16 protein-coding genes and 1 tRNA gene are annotated in these 15,780 nt (G+C 70.0%); 7 read left to right on the top strand and 10 right to left on the bottom strand.

Going from position 1 to position 15,780, the window contains the following annotated elements:
• Nucleotides 1-13: 13 nt before the first annotated feature.
• Both ACFZ8E_RS07950 and ACFZ8E_RS07945 read right to left on the bottom strand, forming a co-directional pair.
• Nucleotides 14-619: a phospholipid-binding protein MlaC gene (locus tag ACFZ8E_RS07950; RefSeq protein WP_147859427.1), complete on the bottom strand. Its 606-nt coding sequence runs from the start codon at nt 617-619 to the stop codon at nt 14-16.
• Entirely contained in the window at nt 610-1,740 is a 1,131-nt protein-coding gene (locus ACFZ8E_RS07945; protein ID WP_147842103.1) for a flippase-like domain-containing protein, read from the bottom strand. Before ACFZ8E_RS07945 ends, ACFZ8E_RS07950 begins: the two co-directional genes overlap by 10 nt.
• Before the next feature lie 207 nt (nt 1,741-1,947).
• Here ACFZ8E_RS07945 and ACFZ8E_RS07940 point away from each other — a divergent pair, with 207 nt between their 5' ends.
• A complete protein-coding gene (locus ACFZ8E_RS07940) occupies nt 1,948-3,120 on the top strand; it encodes an amidinotransferase (RefSeq protein ID WP_147842102.1) in 1,173 nt (390 codons plus the stop codon).
• A 62-nt stretch (nt 3,121-3,182) separates the two neighbouring features.
• On the opposite strand, the gene ettA is transcribed toward ACFZ8E_RS07940, so the two are convergent.
• From ettA to ACFZ8E_RS07920, 4 genes are all read right to left on the bottom strand, one after another.
• Nucleotides 3,183-4,835: an energy-dependent translational throttle protein EttA gene (gene ettA, locus ACFZ8E_RS07935; protein ID WP_147728950.1), complete on the bottom strand. Its 1,653-nt coding sequence runs from the start codon at nt 4,833-4,835 to the stop codon at nt 3,183-3,185.
• A 214-nt stretch (nt 4,836-5,049) separates the two neighbouring features.
• Nucleotides 5,050-5,135, bottom strand: a tRNA-Leu gene (locus tag ACFZ8E_RS07930).
• Between the two features lie 40 nt (nt 5,136-5,175).
• Nucleotides 5,176-6,375 (bottom strand): FAD-dependent monooxygenase, encoded by a 1,200-nt coding sequence (locus ACFZ8E_RS07925; protein ID WP_405042539.1) that lies wholly within the window; start codon nt 6,373-6,375, stop codon nt 5,176-5,178.
• 4 nt (nt 6,376-6,379) lie between these two features.
• Nucleotides 6,380-6,634, bottom strand: a complete 255-nt coding sequence (locus ACFZ8E_RS07920; protein WP_405042538.1) for a zinc-finger domain-containing protein — start codon at nt 6,632-6,634, stop codon at nt 6,380-6,382.
• A 170-nt stretch (nt 6,635-6,804) separates the two neighbouring features.
• On the opposite strand from ACFZ8E_RS07920, the gene map reads away from it, so the two are divergent.
• The 6 genes from map (at nt 6,805) to ACFZ8E_RS07890 (ending at nt 12,698) form a co-directional block, all read left to right on the top strand.
• A complete protein-coding gene (map, locus tag ACFZ8E_RS07915) occupies nt 6,805-7,623 on the top strand; it encodes a type I methionyl aminopeptidase (protein ID WP_405042537.1) in 819 nt (272 codons plus the stop codon).
• 4 nt (nt 7,624-7,627) lie between these two features.
• Complete coding sequence (gene radC, locus ACFZ8E_RS07910; RefSeq protein ID WP_405042536.1) at nt 7,628-8,374, top strand: DNA repair protein RadC; 747 nt, start codon at nt 7,628-7,630, stop codon at nt 8,372-8,374.
• 90 nt (nt 8,375-8,464) lie between these two features.
• Complete coding sequence (locus tag ACFZ8E_RS07905) at nt 8,465-9,904, top strand: circularly permuted type 2 ATP-grasp protein (protein ID WP_405042535.1); 1,440 nt, start codon at nt 8,465-8,467, stop codon at nt 9,902-9,904.
• 83 nt (nt 9,905-9,987) lie between these two features.
• On the top strand, nt 9,988-10,932 hold the full coding sequence (locus ACFZ8E_RS07900) for an alpha-E domain-containing protein (protein ID WP_147726288.1): 945 nt from the start codon (nt 9,988-9,990) through the stop codon (nt 10,930-10,932).
• A gap of 154 nt (nt 10,933-11,086) precedes the next feature.
• On the top strand, nt 11,087-11,914 hold the full coding sequence (locus ACFZ8E_RS07895) for a transglutaminase family protein (RefSeq protein ID WP_147842143.1): 828 nt from the start codon (nt 11,087-11,089) through the stop codon (nt 11,912-11,914).
• Between the two features lie 31 nt (nt 11,915-11,945).
• Nucleotides 11,946-12,698 carry a peptidase gene (locus ACFZ8E_RS07890; RefSeq protein WP_147726286.1) on the top strand — a complete coding sequence of 251 codons (753 nt, stop codon included), beginning with the start codon at nt 11,946-11,948 and terminating at the stop codon, nt 12,696-12,698.
• Nucleotides 12,699-12,897: 199 nt separating this feature from the next.
• Here the strand turns inward: ACFZ8E_RS07890 and ACFZ8E_RS07885 are convergent, their stop codons facing one another.
• The 4 genes from ACFZ8E_RS07885 to thiO are packed head-to-tail and all read right to left on the bottom strand — an operon-like array spanning nt 12,898 to nt 15,762.
• Entirely contained in the window at nt 12,898-13,500 is a 603-nt protein-coding gene (locus ACFZ8E_RS07885) for a thiamine phosphate synthase (RefSeq protein WP_405042534.1), read from the bottom strand.
• 22 nt (nt 13,501-13,522) lie between these two features.
• Nucleotides 13,523-14,323 carry a thiazole synthase gene (locus ACFZ8E_RS07880; RefSeq protein WP_147842141.1) on the bottom strand — a complete coding sequence of 267 codons (801 nt, stop codon included), beginning with the start codon at nt 14,321-14,323 and terminating at the stop codon, nt 13,523-13,525.
• A gap of 3 nt (nt 14,324-14,326) precedes the next feature.
• Nucleotides 14,327-14,539, bottom strand: coding sequence for a sulfur carrier protein ThiS (gene thiS / locus ACFZ8E_RS07875; protein WP_147842140.1), 213 nt, complete (start codon nt 14,537-14,539; stop codon nt 14,327-14,329).
• Nucleotides 14,536-15,762, bottom strand: a complete 1,227-nt coding sequence (gene thiO, locus ACFZ8E_RS07870) for a glycine oxidase ThiO (protein WP_405042533.1) — start codon at nt 15,760-15,762, stop codon at nt 14,536-14,538. Before thiO ends, thiS begins: the two co-directional genes overlap by 4 nt.
• Between the last annotated feature and the right edge of the window lie 18 nt (nt 15,763-15,780).

The raw sequence follows: 15,780 nt of genomic DNA, 5'->3' as shown, positions 1-15,780 counted from the left end.
CTGTGCAGGCCGTTCAAGGCGCCGGTTTGGCGTTCAGCATGCCGTCGGTGCGTTCGCGCAAGAATTTCAGCACCGCGTCGGCCCCGCCGGCCTTGAGCGGCTGGCCGAGGCTCGCCCGCTGACCCGCGACCTCGCTGACGTTGCCGTTGAGCAGGACGTCCTGGATGCGGTTGTCGGAATTCACGACGAAGTCGATCTGCGAATCGTCCCCGTCCGGGGTGGTGACGTGGGTGAGGACGCGCTGGTTCGTGCCGCTCGCCTCGCTCTTGCGCGTCACCTCGAACTTCGCGCCGGCCGCCCGTGCGAGGCGGTTGGCGTAGGTCACGACGAAGTTGCGGCGGAACGCTTCGGTGATCGCGCCCTGCTGCTCGGGCGAGAACTCCGCCCACTTGGCGCCGATCGCCAGGCGGACCATCGCCGGGTAGTCGAAGGACCGCTCCAGGGTCGGGCCGACCGCGTCGATGCGGTCCTTGAGGGTGCCGGCCCCGTTCTTCACGGCGGCGTCGAAGCGGGCGTAGAGCCCGTCGACCACCGCGACCGCCGGGTCGTCGGCGGCGAAGGCCGGAACGGTGCCGGCGACGAGCGCCAGCGCGAGGATCAACCGGCGCATCAGGCGCACTTCTTCAACTCCGGCACCGCGGTGTCCTCAATGTGGGCGCTCTGCCCGCGGGGGGGCGCATAGCTGTAGAACGGTCCGAGCGTCGCGGGTGCGGGGACGGCCCCGACTCGGCGAAAGGTGGTCCGGCCCTCCTCCTGCGCGGAGGCCCCGGGCTCGCTCGCCTCGCGGCGCAGGCGGCCCTCCTGCGTGTGCCAGAGCCACAGGCCGGGAACGCCGACGAGGAGGTCGGCCAGACGCTTGACCAGCGACAGGGCGAGCGCCGCCTCGGCCGGGATGCCGAACAGGGCGCAGAGCGCGATCAGCCCGCCCTCCTGCGCGCCGAGCGCGCCGGGGACCGCGAAGGCGGCGCCGCGCACGGCCTGGGCCAGGCTCTCGATCACGATCGCCTCGGCGAAGCTCACCGGATAGCCCATGAAGTGCAGGCAGACGTAAACCTCGAGCGAGCCGATGACCCAGCCGACGAGGTGCACGCCGATGCCCGAGACGATGCGCAGGGGCGCACCGTAGAGGCGTCGCAGGTTGTCGTAGAGCACGTCGACGGCGCCGAGCGCCTGCCATTCGCGGCCCGAGGCGAAGCGGTCGACGATCCCCTGGATCAGGCGGTGCCCGGCGCGGCGCTGGATCAGGTAGAACGCGCCGATGGCGGGGGCGGCGATGGCGAGGCCGCCGGCGACGGTGCGCACGATCGGCCCGTCGCCCGCGAGCCAGATCAGGAGCCCGAGGCCGGCGACGGTGAAGAGCAACTGGGTCAGCGCCTGCGTCATCATGTCGACGAACATGCTGGCGCCGGCTAGGCCCCCGGCGATGCCGCGCTTGGCCAGAAGGCGCGCGCCGATGAAGTCGCCGCCCACCGTCGCGACCGGCAGCAGCGTGTTGATGCCCTCGCGCACGAAGCGCAGGTTGATGCAGGCGGCCAGGCTCGGGCGGCCGGCGACGGGGAAGATCACGAACCAGCCGAGGCCGGCCCAGGCGACGGCGACCGCGCGCGCGGCGACCACCGCCAGCGCGCCCCAGCCGGCACTCACCACCGCCGCCGCCACATCCTCGAGACCGGAAGACAGGAACAGGCCGACGACCGTGCAGAGGCCGGCGATCAAGGCCAGGGTCGTCAGACGCTTCATGATACTCTTTCAAGCTCGGGGGTGGCTTGATGCTGGACTCTCGCCGCGATTTCGACCGAAAAAGACCGCTGCGGACGAGGAGTAAGGCTCAAGTTGCAGCAACGATCGGCAATGTCTATCACCCGATAGACACAGTGCGGACCAAAGCGGCACCAGGGGTTTCGCCCCGAGCAGACCGCCCGCGCAGCGTATCACGAAGGGATCACCATGGACCGCGACGCTTCCCACTCGGCCGGAGAGGCCGTGCTCGACGACGCCCGTACCGACGGCTTCGTCCGCGGCGACCCGGGCGTGCCGGCGCCGCACTCGCCGGTAATGGCCTGGAACGAGTGGGACCCGCTGGAGGAGGTGATCGTCGGCTCGCTCGACGGCGCCACGATCCCGACGCACCACCTGACCGTGATCTTCAACCTGCCGCGCGCCGCGCAGCCGTTCTACCGCTTCGCCTCGGGCTTCCGGTATCCGGCCTTCATGAAGAAGCTCGCGCAGAAGGAGCTCGATAACTTCATCGGCATCCTCGCCGGCGAGGGCGTGAAGATCCGCCGCCCGGACAGCATCGACTTCTCGAAGAAGTACCGCGCCCCGCGCTGGTCGTCCCGCGGCTTCTGCGTCGCCTGCCCGCGCGACCCGTACCTGGTGATCGGCGACGAGATCATCGAGAGCCCGATGTGCTGGCGCTCGCGCTACTTCGAGGGCGATGCCTACCGCTCGCTGTTCAAGGAGTATTTCCGCAACGGCGCGCGCTGGACCTCGGCACCGCGGCCGCAGCTGACGGACGAGCTCTACAACTACGATTATCGCGTGCCGAACCTGAAGGCCGGCGAGCCGATGCAGTTCACGGTCAACGAGTTCGAGCCGGTCTTCGACGCCGCCGACTTCGTCCGCTGCGGCCGCGACATCTTCGTCACCCGCTCGAACGTCACCAACCTGATGGGCATCGAGTGGCTGCGGCGCCACCTCGGGTCCGGCTTCCGCGTCCACGAGATCGAGAGCCGCTGCCCGCAGCCGATGCACATCGATTCGTCGTTCATGCCGCTTGCGCCCGGCAAGGTGCTTGTCAACCCGGACTACATCGACGTCGAGAAGCTGCCGGCGGTGCTGAAGAAGTGGGACGTGCTGGTCGCCCCACGTCCCGACCCGGTCGAGGGCTTCATGAGCAAGATCTCGATGTGCTCGCCCTGGACCTCGATCAACGTGCTCGCCATCGACGAGAAGAAGATCGTCGTCGACCAGAGCCAGCCGACGCTGATCAAGGCGCTCAAGGATTGGGGCTTCGATCCGATCCCGGCGCCGTTCCTGAGCTACGGCCCGTTCGGCGGCTCGTTCCACTGCGCGACGCTCGACGTGCGCCGTCGCGGAACGCTGAAGTCGTACTTCTAGGATTTCACTGATCGTCCGCCGCATGATCCCCTCCCCCGCAGAAGGGGGGAGGGAAACCGGCCTCAGCGAGAGAACTTCTTGTACTTGATCTTCTTCGGCATCAGCGAGTCGGCACCGAGGCGGCGCATCTTGTCGGCCTCGTAGTCGGAGAAGTTGCCCTCGAACCACTCGACGTGGCTGTCGCCCTCGAAGGCGAGGATGTGGGTCGCGATCCGGTTCAGGAACCAGCGATCGTGGCTGATGATCACCGCGCAGCCGGCATAATCCTCCAGCGCGTCCTCGAGCGCCCGCAGCGTCTCCATGTCGAGATCGTTGGTCGGCTCGTCGAGGAGGAGCACGTTGGCGCCACCCTTCAGCGTGCGCGCGAGGTGCACGCGGTTGCGCTCGCCGCCCGACAGCGTGCCGACCTTCTTCTGCTGGTCGCCGCCCTTGAAGGCGAAGGCCGCGCAGTAGGCCCGCGAATTGATCTCGCGCTTGTTGAAATAGATGATGTCGTTGCCGCCCGAGACCTCCTGCCAGACCGTGGCGTTGGGATCGAGCGCATCGCGCGACTGGTCGACGTAACCGAGATGCACGGTCTCGCCGACCGAGATCGCGCCGCCGTCGGGCTTCTCCTGGCCGGTGATCATCTTGAACAGCGTCGTCTTGCCGGCGCCGTTCGGGCCGATGACGCCGACGATGCCGCCCGGCGGCAGCTTGAACGACAGGTCCTCGATCAGCAGCCGGTCGCCGAAGGCCTTGTTGAGGTGGTCGAACTCGATGACGTTGTTGCCGAGCCGCTCGTCGATCGGGATCACGATCTGGGCCGCGGCATCGACCTTGTTGTTCTGCTTGGCGACCAGCTCCTCGTAGCGCGTGATGCGCGCCTTCGACTTGGACTGGCGCGCCTTCGGCGAGGCGGCGATCCACTCCTGCTCGCGAGCGATCGAGCGCTGGCGGGCCATGTCCTCGCGGCCCTCCTGCTGCAGGCGCTTCTGCTTCTGCACCAGCCAGGCCGAGTAGTTGCCCTCGTACGGGATGCCCTTGCTGCGATCGAGCTCGAGGATCCAGCTGGTGACGTTGTCGAGGAAGTAGCGATCGTGGGTCACGATCAGGATCGCACCGGGATAGTTCTTCAGGTGGCCTTCGAGCCAGTTCACCGTCTCGGCGTCGAGGTGGTTGGTCGGCTCGTCGAGCAGCAGCAGCTCCGGCTCCCACAGCAGCAGCCGGCACAGCGCGACGCGGCGGCGCTCGCCGCCCGACAGCGTGGCGACCGGCTGCTCGTCGCTCGGGCAGCCCAAGGCCTCCATGGCCTGGTCGACCTTGGATTCGAGCTCCCACAGGTTCTTCGATTCGATCTCGTCCTGAAGGCGGGTCATCTCGTCCGCCGTCTCGTCGGAGTAGTTCATCGCGAGCTCGTTGTAGCGGTCGAGCAGCGCCTGCTTCTCGGCGACGCCCTCCATCACGTTCTCGCGGACCGACTTCGTCGGATCGAGCTGCGGCTCCTGCGGCAGGTAGCCGACGCGGGCGCCCTGGGCGACGAAGCCCTCGCCGGTCCACTCGGTGTCGATGCCGGCCATGATCTTCAGCAGGGTCGACTTGCCCGAGCCGTTGATGCCCAGCACGCCGATCTTGGCGTCGGGGTAGAAGGACAGGTTGACGTTGTCCAACACCTTCTTCCCGCCGGTGTAGGTCTTGGTCAGGCCTTTCATGTGGTAGATGAATTCGCGGGCCATCGCAGGCATCCTATCAGGTTCGGCGGGGCCGGCGCGGGAGCGCGCCCGGCCCGATGACGGGTACAGGGCCGCACGGGCAGGCACGCGCCATGCCCGCGGCGAACCCTGCGCGGTACGGTTCTGCGGAGCGTGCGCGTCGCACCCTTCCCCGCAATCCCTGGAGATGATCCCGCTCGCGTATCAGGACGGCCGGTGCCGGGCAAGGATCGGGGCGTGGTGGCCGCTGTGGGACTCGAACCCACACGGGCGAAGCCCGAGGCATTTTAAGTGCCTTCCGTCTACCAATTTCGGCAAGCGGCCCCTCGATGTGCCGAAGCGGTAGCCGCCGGCGTCGGCGAGATCAAGCGTTCGGCGTCCAGCCGTAGAGCCAGGCGTAGCGCGCGCGCATGCCGTCGGGCCCGAGGCGGCGCATCACCGCGTCGCGCACGAAGGCGGTGAGGCCGCCGGCATGGTAGGTCCGGCCGTTGCCGCGGGCGGCGCGCTGCACCCGGCGGACGCGGCGCCGGCGCGCCTTGGTGTAGGCCGCGAGCGCGTCCGCGACCGGATGCTCGGCGAGGCACCGCGTCAGGATCGAGCAGTCCTCGATCGCCAGCGCCGCCCCCTGCGCCAGGAACGGCAGCACCGGGTGGGCGGCATCGCCCAGCAGCGCGACCCGGCCGCGCGCGATCGGCCGCGCCACCGGGCGGTCGGCGAGCGACCAGACCAGCCAGGAATCCGGCACGGTCAGCAGCTCGAGCAGCTCCGGCGCGCAGGTGCGGAAATGCGCGCGCAGCACCGCCGGATCCCCGAGCCGGCCCCAATCCTCGTCGCCCTGCCGCTCGGGCACGATCGCCACGACGTTGAGGTCGCGGCCGGCATGGATCGGGTAGTGGACCACATGCCGGCCGCGCCCGAGCCACAGACCGGTCGCCTCGCCGGCCAGCTCCTCGGGCACGGCCTCGCGCGGCACGATCGCCCGCCACGCCGCCATCCCGGCGGTCGCGAGCGGGCGTGGGTCGAGGTGCCCGCGGATGCGCGAGCGCAGGCCGTCCGCCCCGATTACCAGGTCGGCCGAGAGGCTGTCGTTGCGGGTGCCGTTGCCGCTTTCGAGGGCGAGGGTGACGGCGTCCTCGGTCTCGGTGAGGCCCATGACGGCACGGCCCATCATCAGGCGGATGCCGGGGCGGGAGCGCACCGCGTCGAGGAGCAGGGTCTGAAGGTCGGCCCGGTGGATGACGTAGTACGGCGCGCCGAACTGCTCGCGGGCCTTGGCGCCCAGCGCCACCGCCCCGATCCGCCGGCCCGAATCGAGGGCGCGGACGGTCACGCCCGGCGGCTCGGAGCCGGTGCGCCGGAGCGCCGCCGCGAGCCCGAGATCGGCGAGCACGCGGCTCGCGTTCGGCGAGAGCTGGAGGCCGGCGCCGACCTCGCTGAAGCCGGTGCGGCGCTCGACGACCGTCACCGCATGGCCGGCGGCGTTCAGCGCCAGCGCCGCGGTCAGGCCGCCGATCCCGCCTCCGACGATGGCGACGGTCAGCGGCGGCTGAGGGTCTCGGGGCATGACCCTATTCGGCCGCCGCCGTCTCATCGTGCCAGACGCATGCCGCCGGGTCGGCATGGCCGGCCTTCAGGTCGGCGCGGTGGCGATACAGCGTCGAGCAGTACTGGCAGATGATCTCGTTGTCGGCGCCCATGTCGAGGAACACGTGCGGATGATCGAACGGCGGCAATGCGCCGATGCACATGAACTCCCGCGAGCCGACATGGATGACCGCGACGCCGAGCTCGTTGTGGAAGTGCGGTACCGCCCTGTCAGCCATCGCGCCGTCCTGTGCCTTGGGACCCCTCGCACCGGGTCGCCCGAGCCCCGCTTATGCCGCCGTGCGTTCGTCCGGCGCAAGCCTGGGGGCGAACGCCGGTCACTTGGCGCCTCGGCGGCCACGCCGTACATAAGCCTTCGAAGACCGACCCGGCGCGGACAAGCCCCTCGATGACCCAGCAAGACCAAGCGGAGCGGCGCGTGCCCCAGGCACCGATCCACGGGCCGGAGGGGTTCGCGGGCATGCGCCGTGCCGGACGCCTGACGGCGGAAGGCCTCGACGTGCTGATGGAGGCGACGCAGCCGGGCGTGACCACCGAGGCGCTCGACAAGCTCGCCTACGAGTTCGCGATGGATCACGGCGCCTACCCGGCCTCGCTGCTCTACCGCGGCTATCCGAAGTCGATCTGCACCTCGATCAACCACGTGGTCTGCCACGGCATCCCCAACGACAAGCCGCTGCGCGAGGGCGACATCGTCAACCTCGACATGTGCCTGATCCTCGACGGATGGCACGGTGATTCGAGCCGGATGGCCTTCGTCGGCGAGGTGCCGCGCAAGGCGGCGCGCCTGTGCGAGATCACCTACGAGGCGCTGATGCGGGGCGTCGCCGCGGTGAAGCCCGGCGGATCGACCAACGACATCGGCCGCGCGATCCAGGACTACGCCGAGGGCGAGCGCTGCTCGGTGGTGCGCGACTTCTGCGGCCACGGCCTCGGCCGGAGCTACCACGATGCGCCGACCATCCTGCACTACGTCGAGGCGAGCTACGACGTGCCGCTGCGGCCGGGGCAGTTCTTCACCATCGAGCCGATGATCAACCTCGGCCGGCCGGCGGTGAAGGTGCTCTCCGACGGCTGGACCGCGGTGACGCGCGACCGCTCGCTGTCGGCGCAGTTCGAGCACACGGTGGCCGTCACCGAGACCGGCGTCGAGATCTTCACGGTCTCGCCGAAGGGGCTGCACCAGCCCGGCAACCCGGGCGCTTGAGGTCGTGACGGGCCCGGGCGACGCGGCCGAGGGCGGATTGTTCGCCGAGCGGCCGGCCGTCGCGCCGAAGCCCGAGGAGCCGCCGCACTATCTCGGCCACCGCGATCGCCTGCGCGAGCGCTTCGCCAAGCAGGGTGCCGACGCCCTGCCCGACTACGAGATGCTCGAGCTTGCCCTGTTCCGCGCGATCCCGCGGCGGGACGTGAAGCCGCTGGCCAAGGCGCTGATCCGCCGCTTCGGCAGCTTCGCCGAGGTGCTGAGCGCCGATCCGGCCCGGCTCGCCGAGGTCGAGGGCGTCAGCGCCGGCGTGGTCGCCGACCTCAAGTTGATGGAGGCGGCGGGCCGCCGGCTGGCGCGCGGCGCGATCGCCCAGCGCGCGCTGCTTTTTTCCTGGGCCGAGCTCATCGAGTACCTGCGCGCCACCATGGCCTTCGCCACCCGCGAGGAGTTCCGGGTGCTGTTCCTCGACAAGCGCAACCACCTCATCGCCGACGAGATCCAGGGGCGCGGGACCGTCGACCACACGCCGGTCTACCCGCGCGAGGTGGCGCGGCGGTCGCTGGAGCTCTCGGCCACCGCGATCATCCTGGCGCACAACCACCCGTCCGGCGATCCGGCGCCCTCGGCCGCCGACGTGACGATGACGCGCGAAGTGATCGCCGTGCTCAGCCCGCTGAAGATCGTGGTGCACGACCACGTCATCCTCGGCCGGTCAGGCCATGCCAGCCTGAAAGGCCTGCGCCTCATCTGACGCGTGTTTGGAACGAGCCCCGAACGAGGCCGTAATCCCTTTGCGTGGCGCGCCTCTTGCCTCTAGCGTGACGGATCTGGGAGAGACTGAATGGCGGCCGTGGCCTTCGACGAGATGACCGCCTTCGCAGGCGCCGCGACGAGTCCCGACGACGTCCGCGAGGCCTACGGTCAGCTGAAGAACTGGCTCGACACGACGCCGGCCGACCACTTCAACACCCGCCGCAGCCAGGCCGAGCTGCTGTTCCGGCGCATCGGCATCACCTTCGCGGTCTACGGCGACAACGAATCGACCGAGCGGCTGATCCCGTTCGACATCATCCCGCGGGTGATCACCAAGCCGGAATGGGGCTTCCTGGAGCGCGGGCTGAAGCAGCGCGTCACCGCGATTAACATGTTCCTGAAGGACATCTACGGCGCGCAGGAATGCATCAAGGCCGGCATCATCCCGGCCGACCTCGTTTACAAGAACGCGCATTACCGCATGGAGATGCGGTCGTTCCGGGTGCCGCACGACCTCTACGTGCACATCGCGGGGATCGACATCGTCCGCACCGGCGAGAACGACTTCTTCGTGCTCGAGGACAACGCCCGCATCCCGTCCGGCGTGTCGTACATGCTCGAGAATCGCGAGGTGATGCTGCGGCTGTTCCCGGACCTGTTCTCCCGCCACCGCGTCGCGCCGGTCGAGAACTATCCGGACGCGCTGCTGGCGACGCTCCGCAGCCTCGCGCCGACGACGGCGACCCGCGACCCGACCGTCGTGCTGCTGACGCCCGGGCGCTACAACTCGGCGTTCTACGAGCACTCGTTCCTGGCCGACAAGCTCGGCGTCGAGCTGGTCGAGGCGGGCGACCTCTTCACCAAGGACGACGTGGTCTACATGCGGACCACCGAAGGCCCGCGCCGGGTCGACGTGATCTACCGCCGCCTCGACGACGACTTCCTCGATCCGCTGGTGTTCCGGCCGGATTCGATGCTCGGCGTGCCGGGCATCATGAACGCCTACGAGCGCGGCAGCGTGACGCTCGCCAACGCGGTCGGCACCGGCATCGCCGACGACAAGGCGGTCTACAGCTACATGCCGGAGATCGTGAAGTTCTTCACCGGCGAGGAGCCGATCCTGCACAACGTGCCGACCTATCGCTGCCGCGAGAAGGAGGCCTTCTCCTACGTGATGGACAACCTGTCCGAGCTGGTGGTCAAGGAGGTCAACGGCTCGGGCGGCTACGGCATGCTTGTCGGGCCGCACGCGACCAAGCGCGAGATCGAGGAATTCGCCAAGCGCCTGCGCCACGCCCCGGACGGCTTCATCGCCCAGCCGACGCTGTCGCTCTCCACCTGCCCGACCTTCGTCGCCTCCGGGGTGGCCCCGCGCCACGTCGACCTGCGCCCCTTCGTGCTGTGCGGCGCCGACGAGATCCGCATCGTGCCGGGCGGTCTCACCCGCGTGGCGCTGAAGGAAGGATCTTTGGTGGTGAATTCCAGCCAAGGGGGCGGTACGAAGGACACCTGGGTTCTCGACGCGTGATGGCGTGACGCCTGCTTTCACCGAGAACCGCCCAGCGGTGGACGCCCCCGGGCCGAAGCCGAAGAGACCCCAGCGAAACAGCCATGCTCTCCAGGACTGCCGACAACCTCTACTGGCTCTCGCGCTACGTCGAACGGGCGGAGTTCGTCGCCCGCATCCTCGATGCGGCGCATCGCCTGGCCTCGCTGCCGACGAGCTACGGCGGGGGCGAGACCAACGAGTGGGCTTCGGCCCTCGCCTCGGCCGGCGATCCGGAGGTGTTCAAGCCGCACTACGACGGCGTGAACGCCGCGACGGTGTGCGACTTCCTCGCCTTCAGCCCGCACAACCCGTCCTCGATCCGCTCCTGCATCGAGAGCGCCCGCGAGAACGCGCGCAGCGTGCGCACCGCGCTCACCACCGAGATGTGGGACACGATCAACGGCGCCTGGCTCGAGCTGCGGTCCTACGAGAAGAAGGACCTCGACCGCGACGCGTTCACGCGCTTCCTCGATTGGGTGAAGGGTATCTCGCTGACCTTCGACGGCTCGGCCTACCGGACGATGCTGCGCAACGACACCTACTGGTTCACGCGTCTCGGCACCGCGATCGAGCGGGCCGACAACACCGCCCGCATCCTCGACGTGAAGTACAAGATCCTGCTGCCGGACACCGAGAAGATCGGCGGCAGCCTCGACTACTTCCAGTGGACGACGATCCTGCGCGAAGTCTCGGCCTTCAACGCCTATCACTGGGTGTATCGCGAGAGCGTCAAGCCGTTGCTGGTCGCCGACCTCCTGATCCTCAACCGGCAGATGCCGCGCTCCTTCGCCAACTGCTACGGCGTCCTCGTCGAGCATCTCGACCTGATCGCCGACGCCTACGGACGCCGCGGCGCCAGCCAGCGCCTGGCGAGCAACCTGCTCGCACGGCTGGAAAGCGAGGAGATCGACCGCGTCTTCGCGTCCGGCCTGCATGAGTTCGTGATCGCCTTCATCGGCGAGAACAACAAGGTCGGCGCCGCCATCGCCGAGCAGTATCTCGGCTGAGGCCCAAGCCGCAGCGGAATACGCGCAGTTCCGCTTCCGCGGTTGCGCGCTCCGTCGGAACGTCGTGTAAAACGTGTGACTCCGGGCGCCGCGGCGTCCATCGCGGGCGCCGTGTCGCCGAGACCGGCGGAGCCAGGACGGGCAGAATCGACGCATGCGCATTCGCGTGGTCCACGAGACCATCTACAGCTACGAGCAACCGGCACGCGGGCTGATCCAGGTCCTGCGGATGACGCCGCGCGACCATGACGGGCAGTACGTCCGGCGCTGGCGGATCGAGCCTTCGGTCGACGGACGACTCACCGAGCGCGAGGACGGCTACGGCAACGTCGTCCACTGGTTCACGCCGGACCAGGCCTCCGACGCGCTGGTGATTCGCGTCACCGGCGAGGTCGACACCCACGAGACCCACGGCATCGTCCGCGGCGCCGTCGAGCGCCTGCCCGAGACGTTCTACCTGCGCGACACCGACCTCGTGCTGCCGAGCCCGGAGATCCAGGCGCTGTCCGACGCAGTCGCCGGCGCCGGAGACCCGGCCGCCCTCCCCTTCTTGCACCGGCTGATGGCCGCGGTGCACGCGCACATGGCCTACACGCCAGGGCCCGCGAGCGCCGCCGTGCCCTCGCCGAAGGCCTTCGAGGCCGGGGCCGGCGTATGCCAGGACTTCGCCCACGTCTTCATCGCCGCCGCCCGCCACCGGGCGATCCCGGCGCGCTATGTCTCCGGCTACCACCGCCCGGAGGGGAGCGACGCCGAGCAGGAGACGCCGCACGGCTGGGCCGAGGCGCTGGTGCCGGATCTCGGCTGGGTCGGCTTCGATCCGACCACCGGCGACGCCACCACGGAAGCCTATATCCGCGTCGCATCCGGGCTCGACTACCTCGGGGCTGCCCCGATTCGCGGCAGTCGCACCGGCGGCGGCACCGAAACGCTGGACGTGAAGCTCCGGGTGGAGCAAGCCCAGGCGGCACCGCAATCCTGACGCTCCGCGCCTCTTCGAAAAGCCTGATCCCATGACTTACTGCGTCGGCGTCCTCGTCGAGGAAGGCCTGGTGATGATCGCCGACACCCGCACCAATGCGGGGCTCGACGACATCTCGACCTATCGCAAGCTCCATCACTTCAACGTGCCGGGCGAGCGGGTGATGATGCTGGCCTCGGCCGGCAACCTGTCGGTGACCCAATCGGTCCTGAGCCTGCTCTCCGAGGGCGTGCCCGGCGACAACGGCGAGGCCAAGCTGAAGCTCGTCGAGACGACGACGATGTTCGAGGCGGCCCAGCTCGTCGGCCGCGCGATCCGCCACGTGCGCGCGATCGAGAAGGCGGGCTTCGAGGCGGCGAGCCTGCGCTTCTCCGTCTCGCTGCTGTTCGGCGGCCAGATCGGCAGCGAGCCGATGCGGCTGTTCCTGATCTACTCGGCCGGCAACTTCATCGAGTGCAGCACCGATGCACCGTTCCTGCAGATCGGCGAGCACAAGTACGGCAAGCCGATCCTCGACCGGGCGGTGAAGTTCGAGACCGAGCTCTACGACGCCCTCAAGGTCGGACTCGTCTCGATGGATTCGACCATGCGCTCGAATCTCGGCGTCGGCCTGCCGATCGACATCGCGCTGGCGCGCCGCAACGCCCTCGACCTCGAGGTGAATCATCGGATCGAGGCCGGCGAGGGCTACTTCCACGACCTGCGCGAGCGCTGGTCGGCGGCGCTCCGCGCCGCGCATCGGGCGATCCCGCGCCCGCCCTACGGGCCTGCCGCCGCGAAGTAGTTTCTCACGCCGGACCTCCTCCAACCGTGAGCCTCACCCCGAGGTGCCGCAGCGAAGCGGAGGCCTCGAAGGAGCCCCGCAGCGCGCGCGCGATTTCTGGAGCCCCCCTTCGAGGTCGCCGACGCGGCACCTCGGGATGAGATCGAGGGTGGGGACGGGGCTGAATCGGCGAGCGTCGAATTCTGATCCTGCTTAAGGCTCACGGTGGTCCATCCGAGGCCGCTTCCCAGGCGCGCAACAGCGCCCGAGCTTCGGCGGAAGGGTCGTCGACCCGCATCAGGCCGCCCATCACGGCCACGCCCGCCGCGCCCGCTCGGCGACACGCGGCGGCGGTGGCGACGCCGATGCCACCCAGCGCAACGACCGGGATTCCGATTCGCGCGGCCGTTGCGATGGCGCCGAGGCCGAGGGCGGGACCGTAGCCGGGCTTGCTCGCCGTGGCGAAGATCGGGCTCAGGGTCACGTAATCCGCGTCTTCCGCCGCCCCGACGTCGCGCAGACCGTGCGCCGACACGCCGACGAGCGCCGAGGTGCCGAGGCGGCGCCTGGCATCGGTGATAACGGCACGATCCGCCCCGCCGCCGAGATGGACGCTCGCGCCGAGGGCCGCGGCAAGCTCGAGATCGCCGCCGACCGAGAGCACGCCGCCGGCCTCGCGGACGCGTTCCGCGATGCGCTCCGCCAGCGCCCGGCGCTCGCGCGGTGGCAGATCCCTGTCGCGAAACCAGACCCACCGGCACCCGCCGTCGAGCACGGCGGCGATGGTCTCGCCCAGGGGGCGGGGCCCGTGCCGGTCGGTCACCGCAAGGAGCGGCGACGGCAGGCTACGAGCCGACAAGGCCGAGCTGCGGGCTCGACGGCTCGGCCCGGCCGCGGCGCGGGATTCGACCGGCGCGGTAGGCATCGCGGCCCGCCTGCACGGCGTTGCGCATCGCGCGCGCCATGCGGACGGGATCGTCGGCCTTCGCCACCGCGGTGTTGATCAGGCAGGCGTCGGCGCCCAGCTCCATCGCGATCACCGCGTCGGAGGCCGTGCCGATGCCGGCATCCACGATCACCGGTACGCTCATGCGGCGGCAGATCAACTCGAGGTTGGCCGGATTGGCGATGCCCATGCCGGAGCCGATCAGCGAGCCCATCGGCATCACCGCGGCGCAGCCGATGTCGGCGAGCCGCTGGCAGACGATCGGGTCGTCGTTGCAGTAGGGCAGCACGACGAAGCCGTCGTCGACGAGGTGGCGGCAGGCCTCGATCAGCTCGGCGACGTCCGGGTACAGGGTCTCGCGGTCGCCGATCACCTCGACCTTGATCCAGTTGGTGTCGAGCGCCTCGCGGGCCAGCTCGGCGGTCATGATCGCGTCGCGGGCGGTCTCGCAGCCGGCGGTGTTCGGCAGGAAGCGGCGCCCTTTCAGGATCTTCACGGTGTCCGAGCCGTGGCCCTGCAGCGAGACCCGGCGGATCGAGGCGGTGGCGACCTCGGCCCCGGAGGCCGCGACCGCATCGCGCATGATCACCTGCGTCGGGTAGCCCGCGGTGCCGATGAACAGCCGCGAGCCCAGCGTGACGCCGGCGATCACGAAGGGGTCGTCGGCCTCCGGTCGGAGGGGTGTGAGCGTGTCGACCATCCTCTAGCCTCCCTGCATGGCGCGTACGATCTCGATGCGGTCGCCCTCGGAGATCGGTGTGGTGTCCCAGTCGCGGCGGCGGACGACGCGGCCGTTGAGCGCGATGGCGACGCCCTGCGGATCGGTGCTGCCGGTCTCCTCCGCCGCCTGCGCGAACAGGGCGGCGACGTCGGCGGCCTCGATCTCGCGAGCCTGTCCGTTCACCGTCAGCTTCATGCCGACGCCCTCAGCTCGGCGCCCGGCGCGAACCGCGCCAGCGAGAAGTCCTGCGCGACCGACGGCATCGCGCCCGTCGTGACGAGGGCGGCGATCGCGTCGGCGGTCACCGGGGCGAGCAGGTAGCCGTTGCGATGGTGGCCGGTGGCGACCACCAGGCCGGGGGCGATCTCACCGAGGATCGGCGCGTCGTCGTCCGAGGTCGGGCGGAACCCGCTCCAGACGGCCTCGACCTCCATCTCCTCGATGCCGGGCAGCACCCGGCGCGCGCCTTCGAGCAGGGCATAGAGCCCGCCGGCGGTGACGCCGGGGCGGAAGCCGCAATCCTCGACCGTCGCGCCGACGACGATGTGGCCGTCGCTCTTCGGCGCCATGTGGACCTGCTCGGTCCAGACCATGTGGGAGAGCGTGCCGGTGCGGGCCGTGGTCTTCAGCGCCAGCGACTGTCCCTTCAGCGGGCGCACGGGCAGGGCGAGGCTTTGCGGCAGCAGGCCGCCCTCGCCGCTCCAGGCGCCGGCGGCGAGCACCACGGTCTCGGCCACGACCACGCCGTCGGCGGTGCGCAGGCCCGCGACGCGGCCGCCCGTGCGTTCGAGGGCGACGACCGGGCTGTTCTCGACGAGCGCCACGCCGGCGGCACGGCACGCCTCGACGAGCGCCGCCATCACCCGGCTCGGGTCGACCTGATGATCGAGCGGGCAGAGCACGCCCGCGGTGACCGAGGGGCGGAGGGCCGGCTCGCGGCGACGCACGTCGGCACCCGCGATCCACTCGGCGGCGACGCCCGAGCGGCGCTGCAGGTCGAAGCGGAAGCGCAGGCGCTCGACCTCGTCGCGCCCGATGGCCAGCACCAGCGTCCCGTCCTCGCGGTAGTCGATGTCGAGGCCGGACGCCGCTTCGAGCTCGGCGCGAAACCCCGGCCAGCGCCGGAGCGAATCAAGCGCCAGCGGCAGCAGCGGGTCGGAGCCGGGCTCGTGCTCGGCCGCCGGCGCCAGCATGCCCGTGGCGGCGAGGCTCGCGCCGGAGCCGATGGTCTCCCGCTCGACCACGACGACGGACCGCCCGGCCTGCGCCAGCCGCCAGGCGATCGACAGCCCGATCAGGCCGCCGCCGACGATCGCGACGTCGGCACGCGCCGGCAGCGGGACGGTTGGCCGGGCGCCGCCGCTCGTCCGGCGCGTCCCGATCGGTGATGCTGCGTGACGACCCGAATGACGACCCAAGTGATCCTCCGCGTGCTG

The organism is Methylobacterium sp. HMF5984 (assembly GCF_045033435.1).
GTDB lineage: Bacteria > Pseudomonadota > Alphaproteobacteria > Rhizobiales > Beijerinckiaceae > Methylobacterium.
The sequence above is the reverse complement of the archived record's forward strand: the minus strand, read 5'-3'. Positions and strand labels throughout refer to the sequence as shown.

Coding starts and splice junctions, on each gene's coding strand:
- ACFZ8E_RS07945 (WP_147842103.1), bottom strand. CDS start 1,740: ATGAAGCGTCTGACGACCCTGGCCTTGATCGCCGGCCTCTGCACGGTC.
- ACFZ8E_RS07940 (WP_147842102.1), top strand. CDS start 1,948: ATGGACCGCGACGCTTCCCACTCGGCCGGAGAGGCCGTGCTCGACGAC.
- ettA (WP_147728950.1), bottom strand. CDS start 4,835: ATGGCCCGCGAATTCATCTACCACATGAAAGGCCTGACCAAGACCTAC.
- ACFZ8E_RS07925 (WP_405042539.1), bottom strand. CDS start 6,375: ATGCCCCGAGACCCTCAGCCGCCGCTGACCGTCGCCATCGTCGGAGGC.
- ACFZ8E_RS07920 (WP_405042538.1), bottom strand. CDS start 6,634: ATGGCTGACAGGGCGGTACCGCACTTCCACAACGAGCTCGGCGTCGCG.
- map (WP_405042537.1), top strand. CDS start 6,805: ATGACCCAGCAAGACCAAGCGGAGCGGCGCGTGCCCCAGGCACCGATC.
- ACFZ8E_RS07905 (WP_405042535.1), top strand. CDS start 8,465: ATGGCGGCCGTGGCCTTCGACGAGATGACCGCCTTCGCAGGCGCCGCG.
- ACFZ8E_RS07900 (WP_147726288.1), top strand. CDS start 9,988: ATGCTCTCCAGGACTGCCGACAACCTCTACTGGCTCTCGCGCTACGTC.
- ACFZ8E_RS07895 (WP_147842143.1), top strand. CDS start 11,087: ATGCGCATTCGCGTGGTCCACGAGACCATCTACAGCTACGAGCAACCG.
- ACFZ8E_RS07890 (WP_147726286.1), top strand. CDS start 11,946: ATGACTTACTGCGTCGGCGTCCTCGTCGAGGAAGGCCTGGTGATGATC.
- ACFZ8E_RS07880 (WP_147842141.1), bottom strand. CDS start 14,323: ATGGTCGACACGCTCACACCCCTCCGACCGGAGGCCGACGACCCCTTC.
- thiS (WP_147842140.1), bottom strand. CDS start 14,539: ATGAAGCTGACGGTGAACGGACAGGCTCGCGAGATCGAGGCCGCCGAC.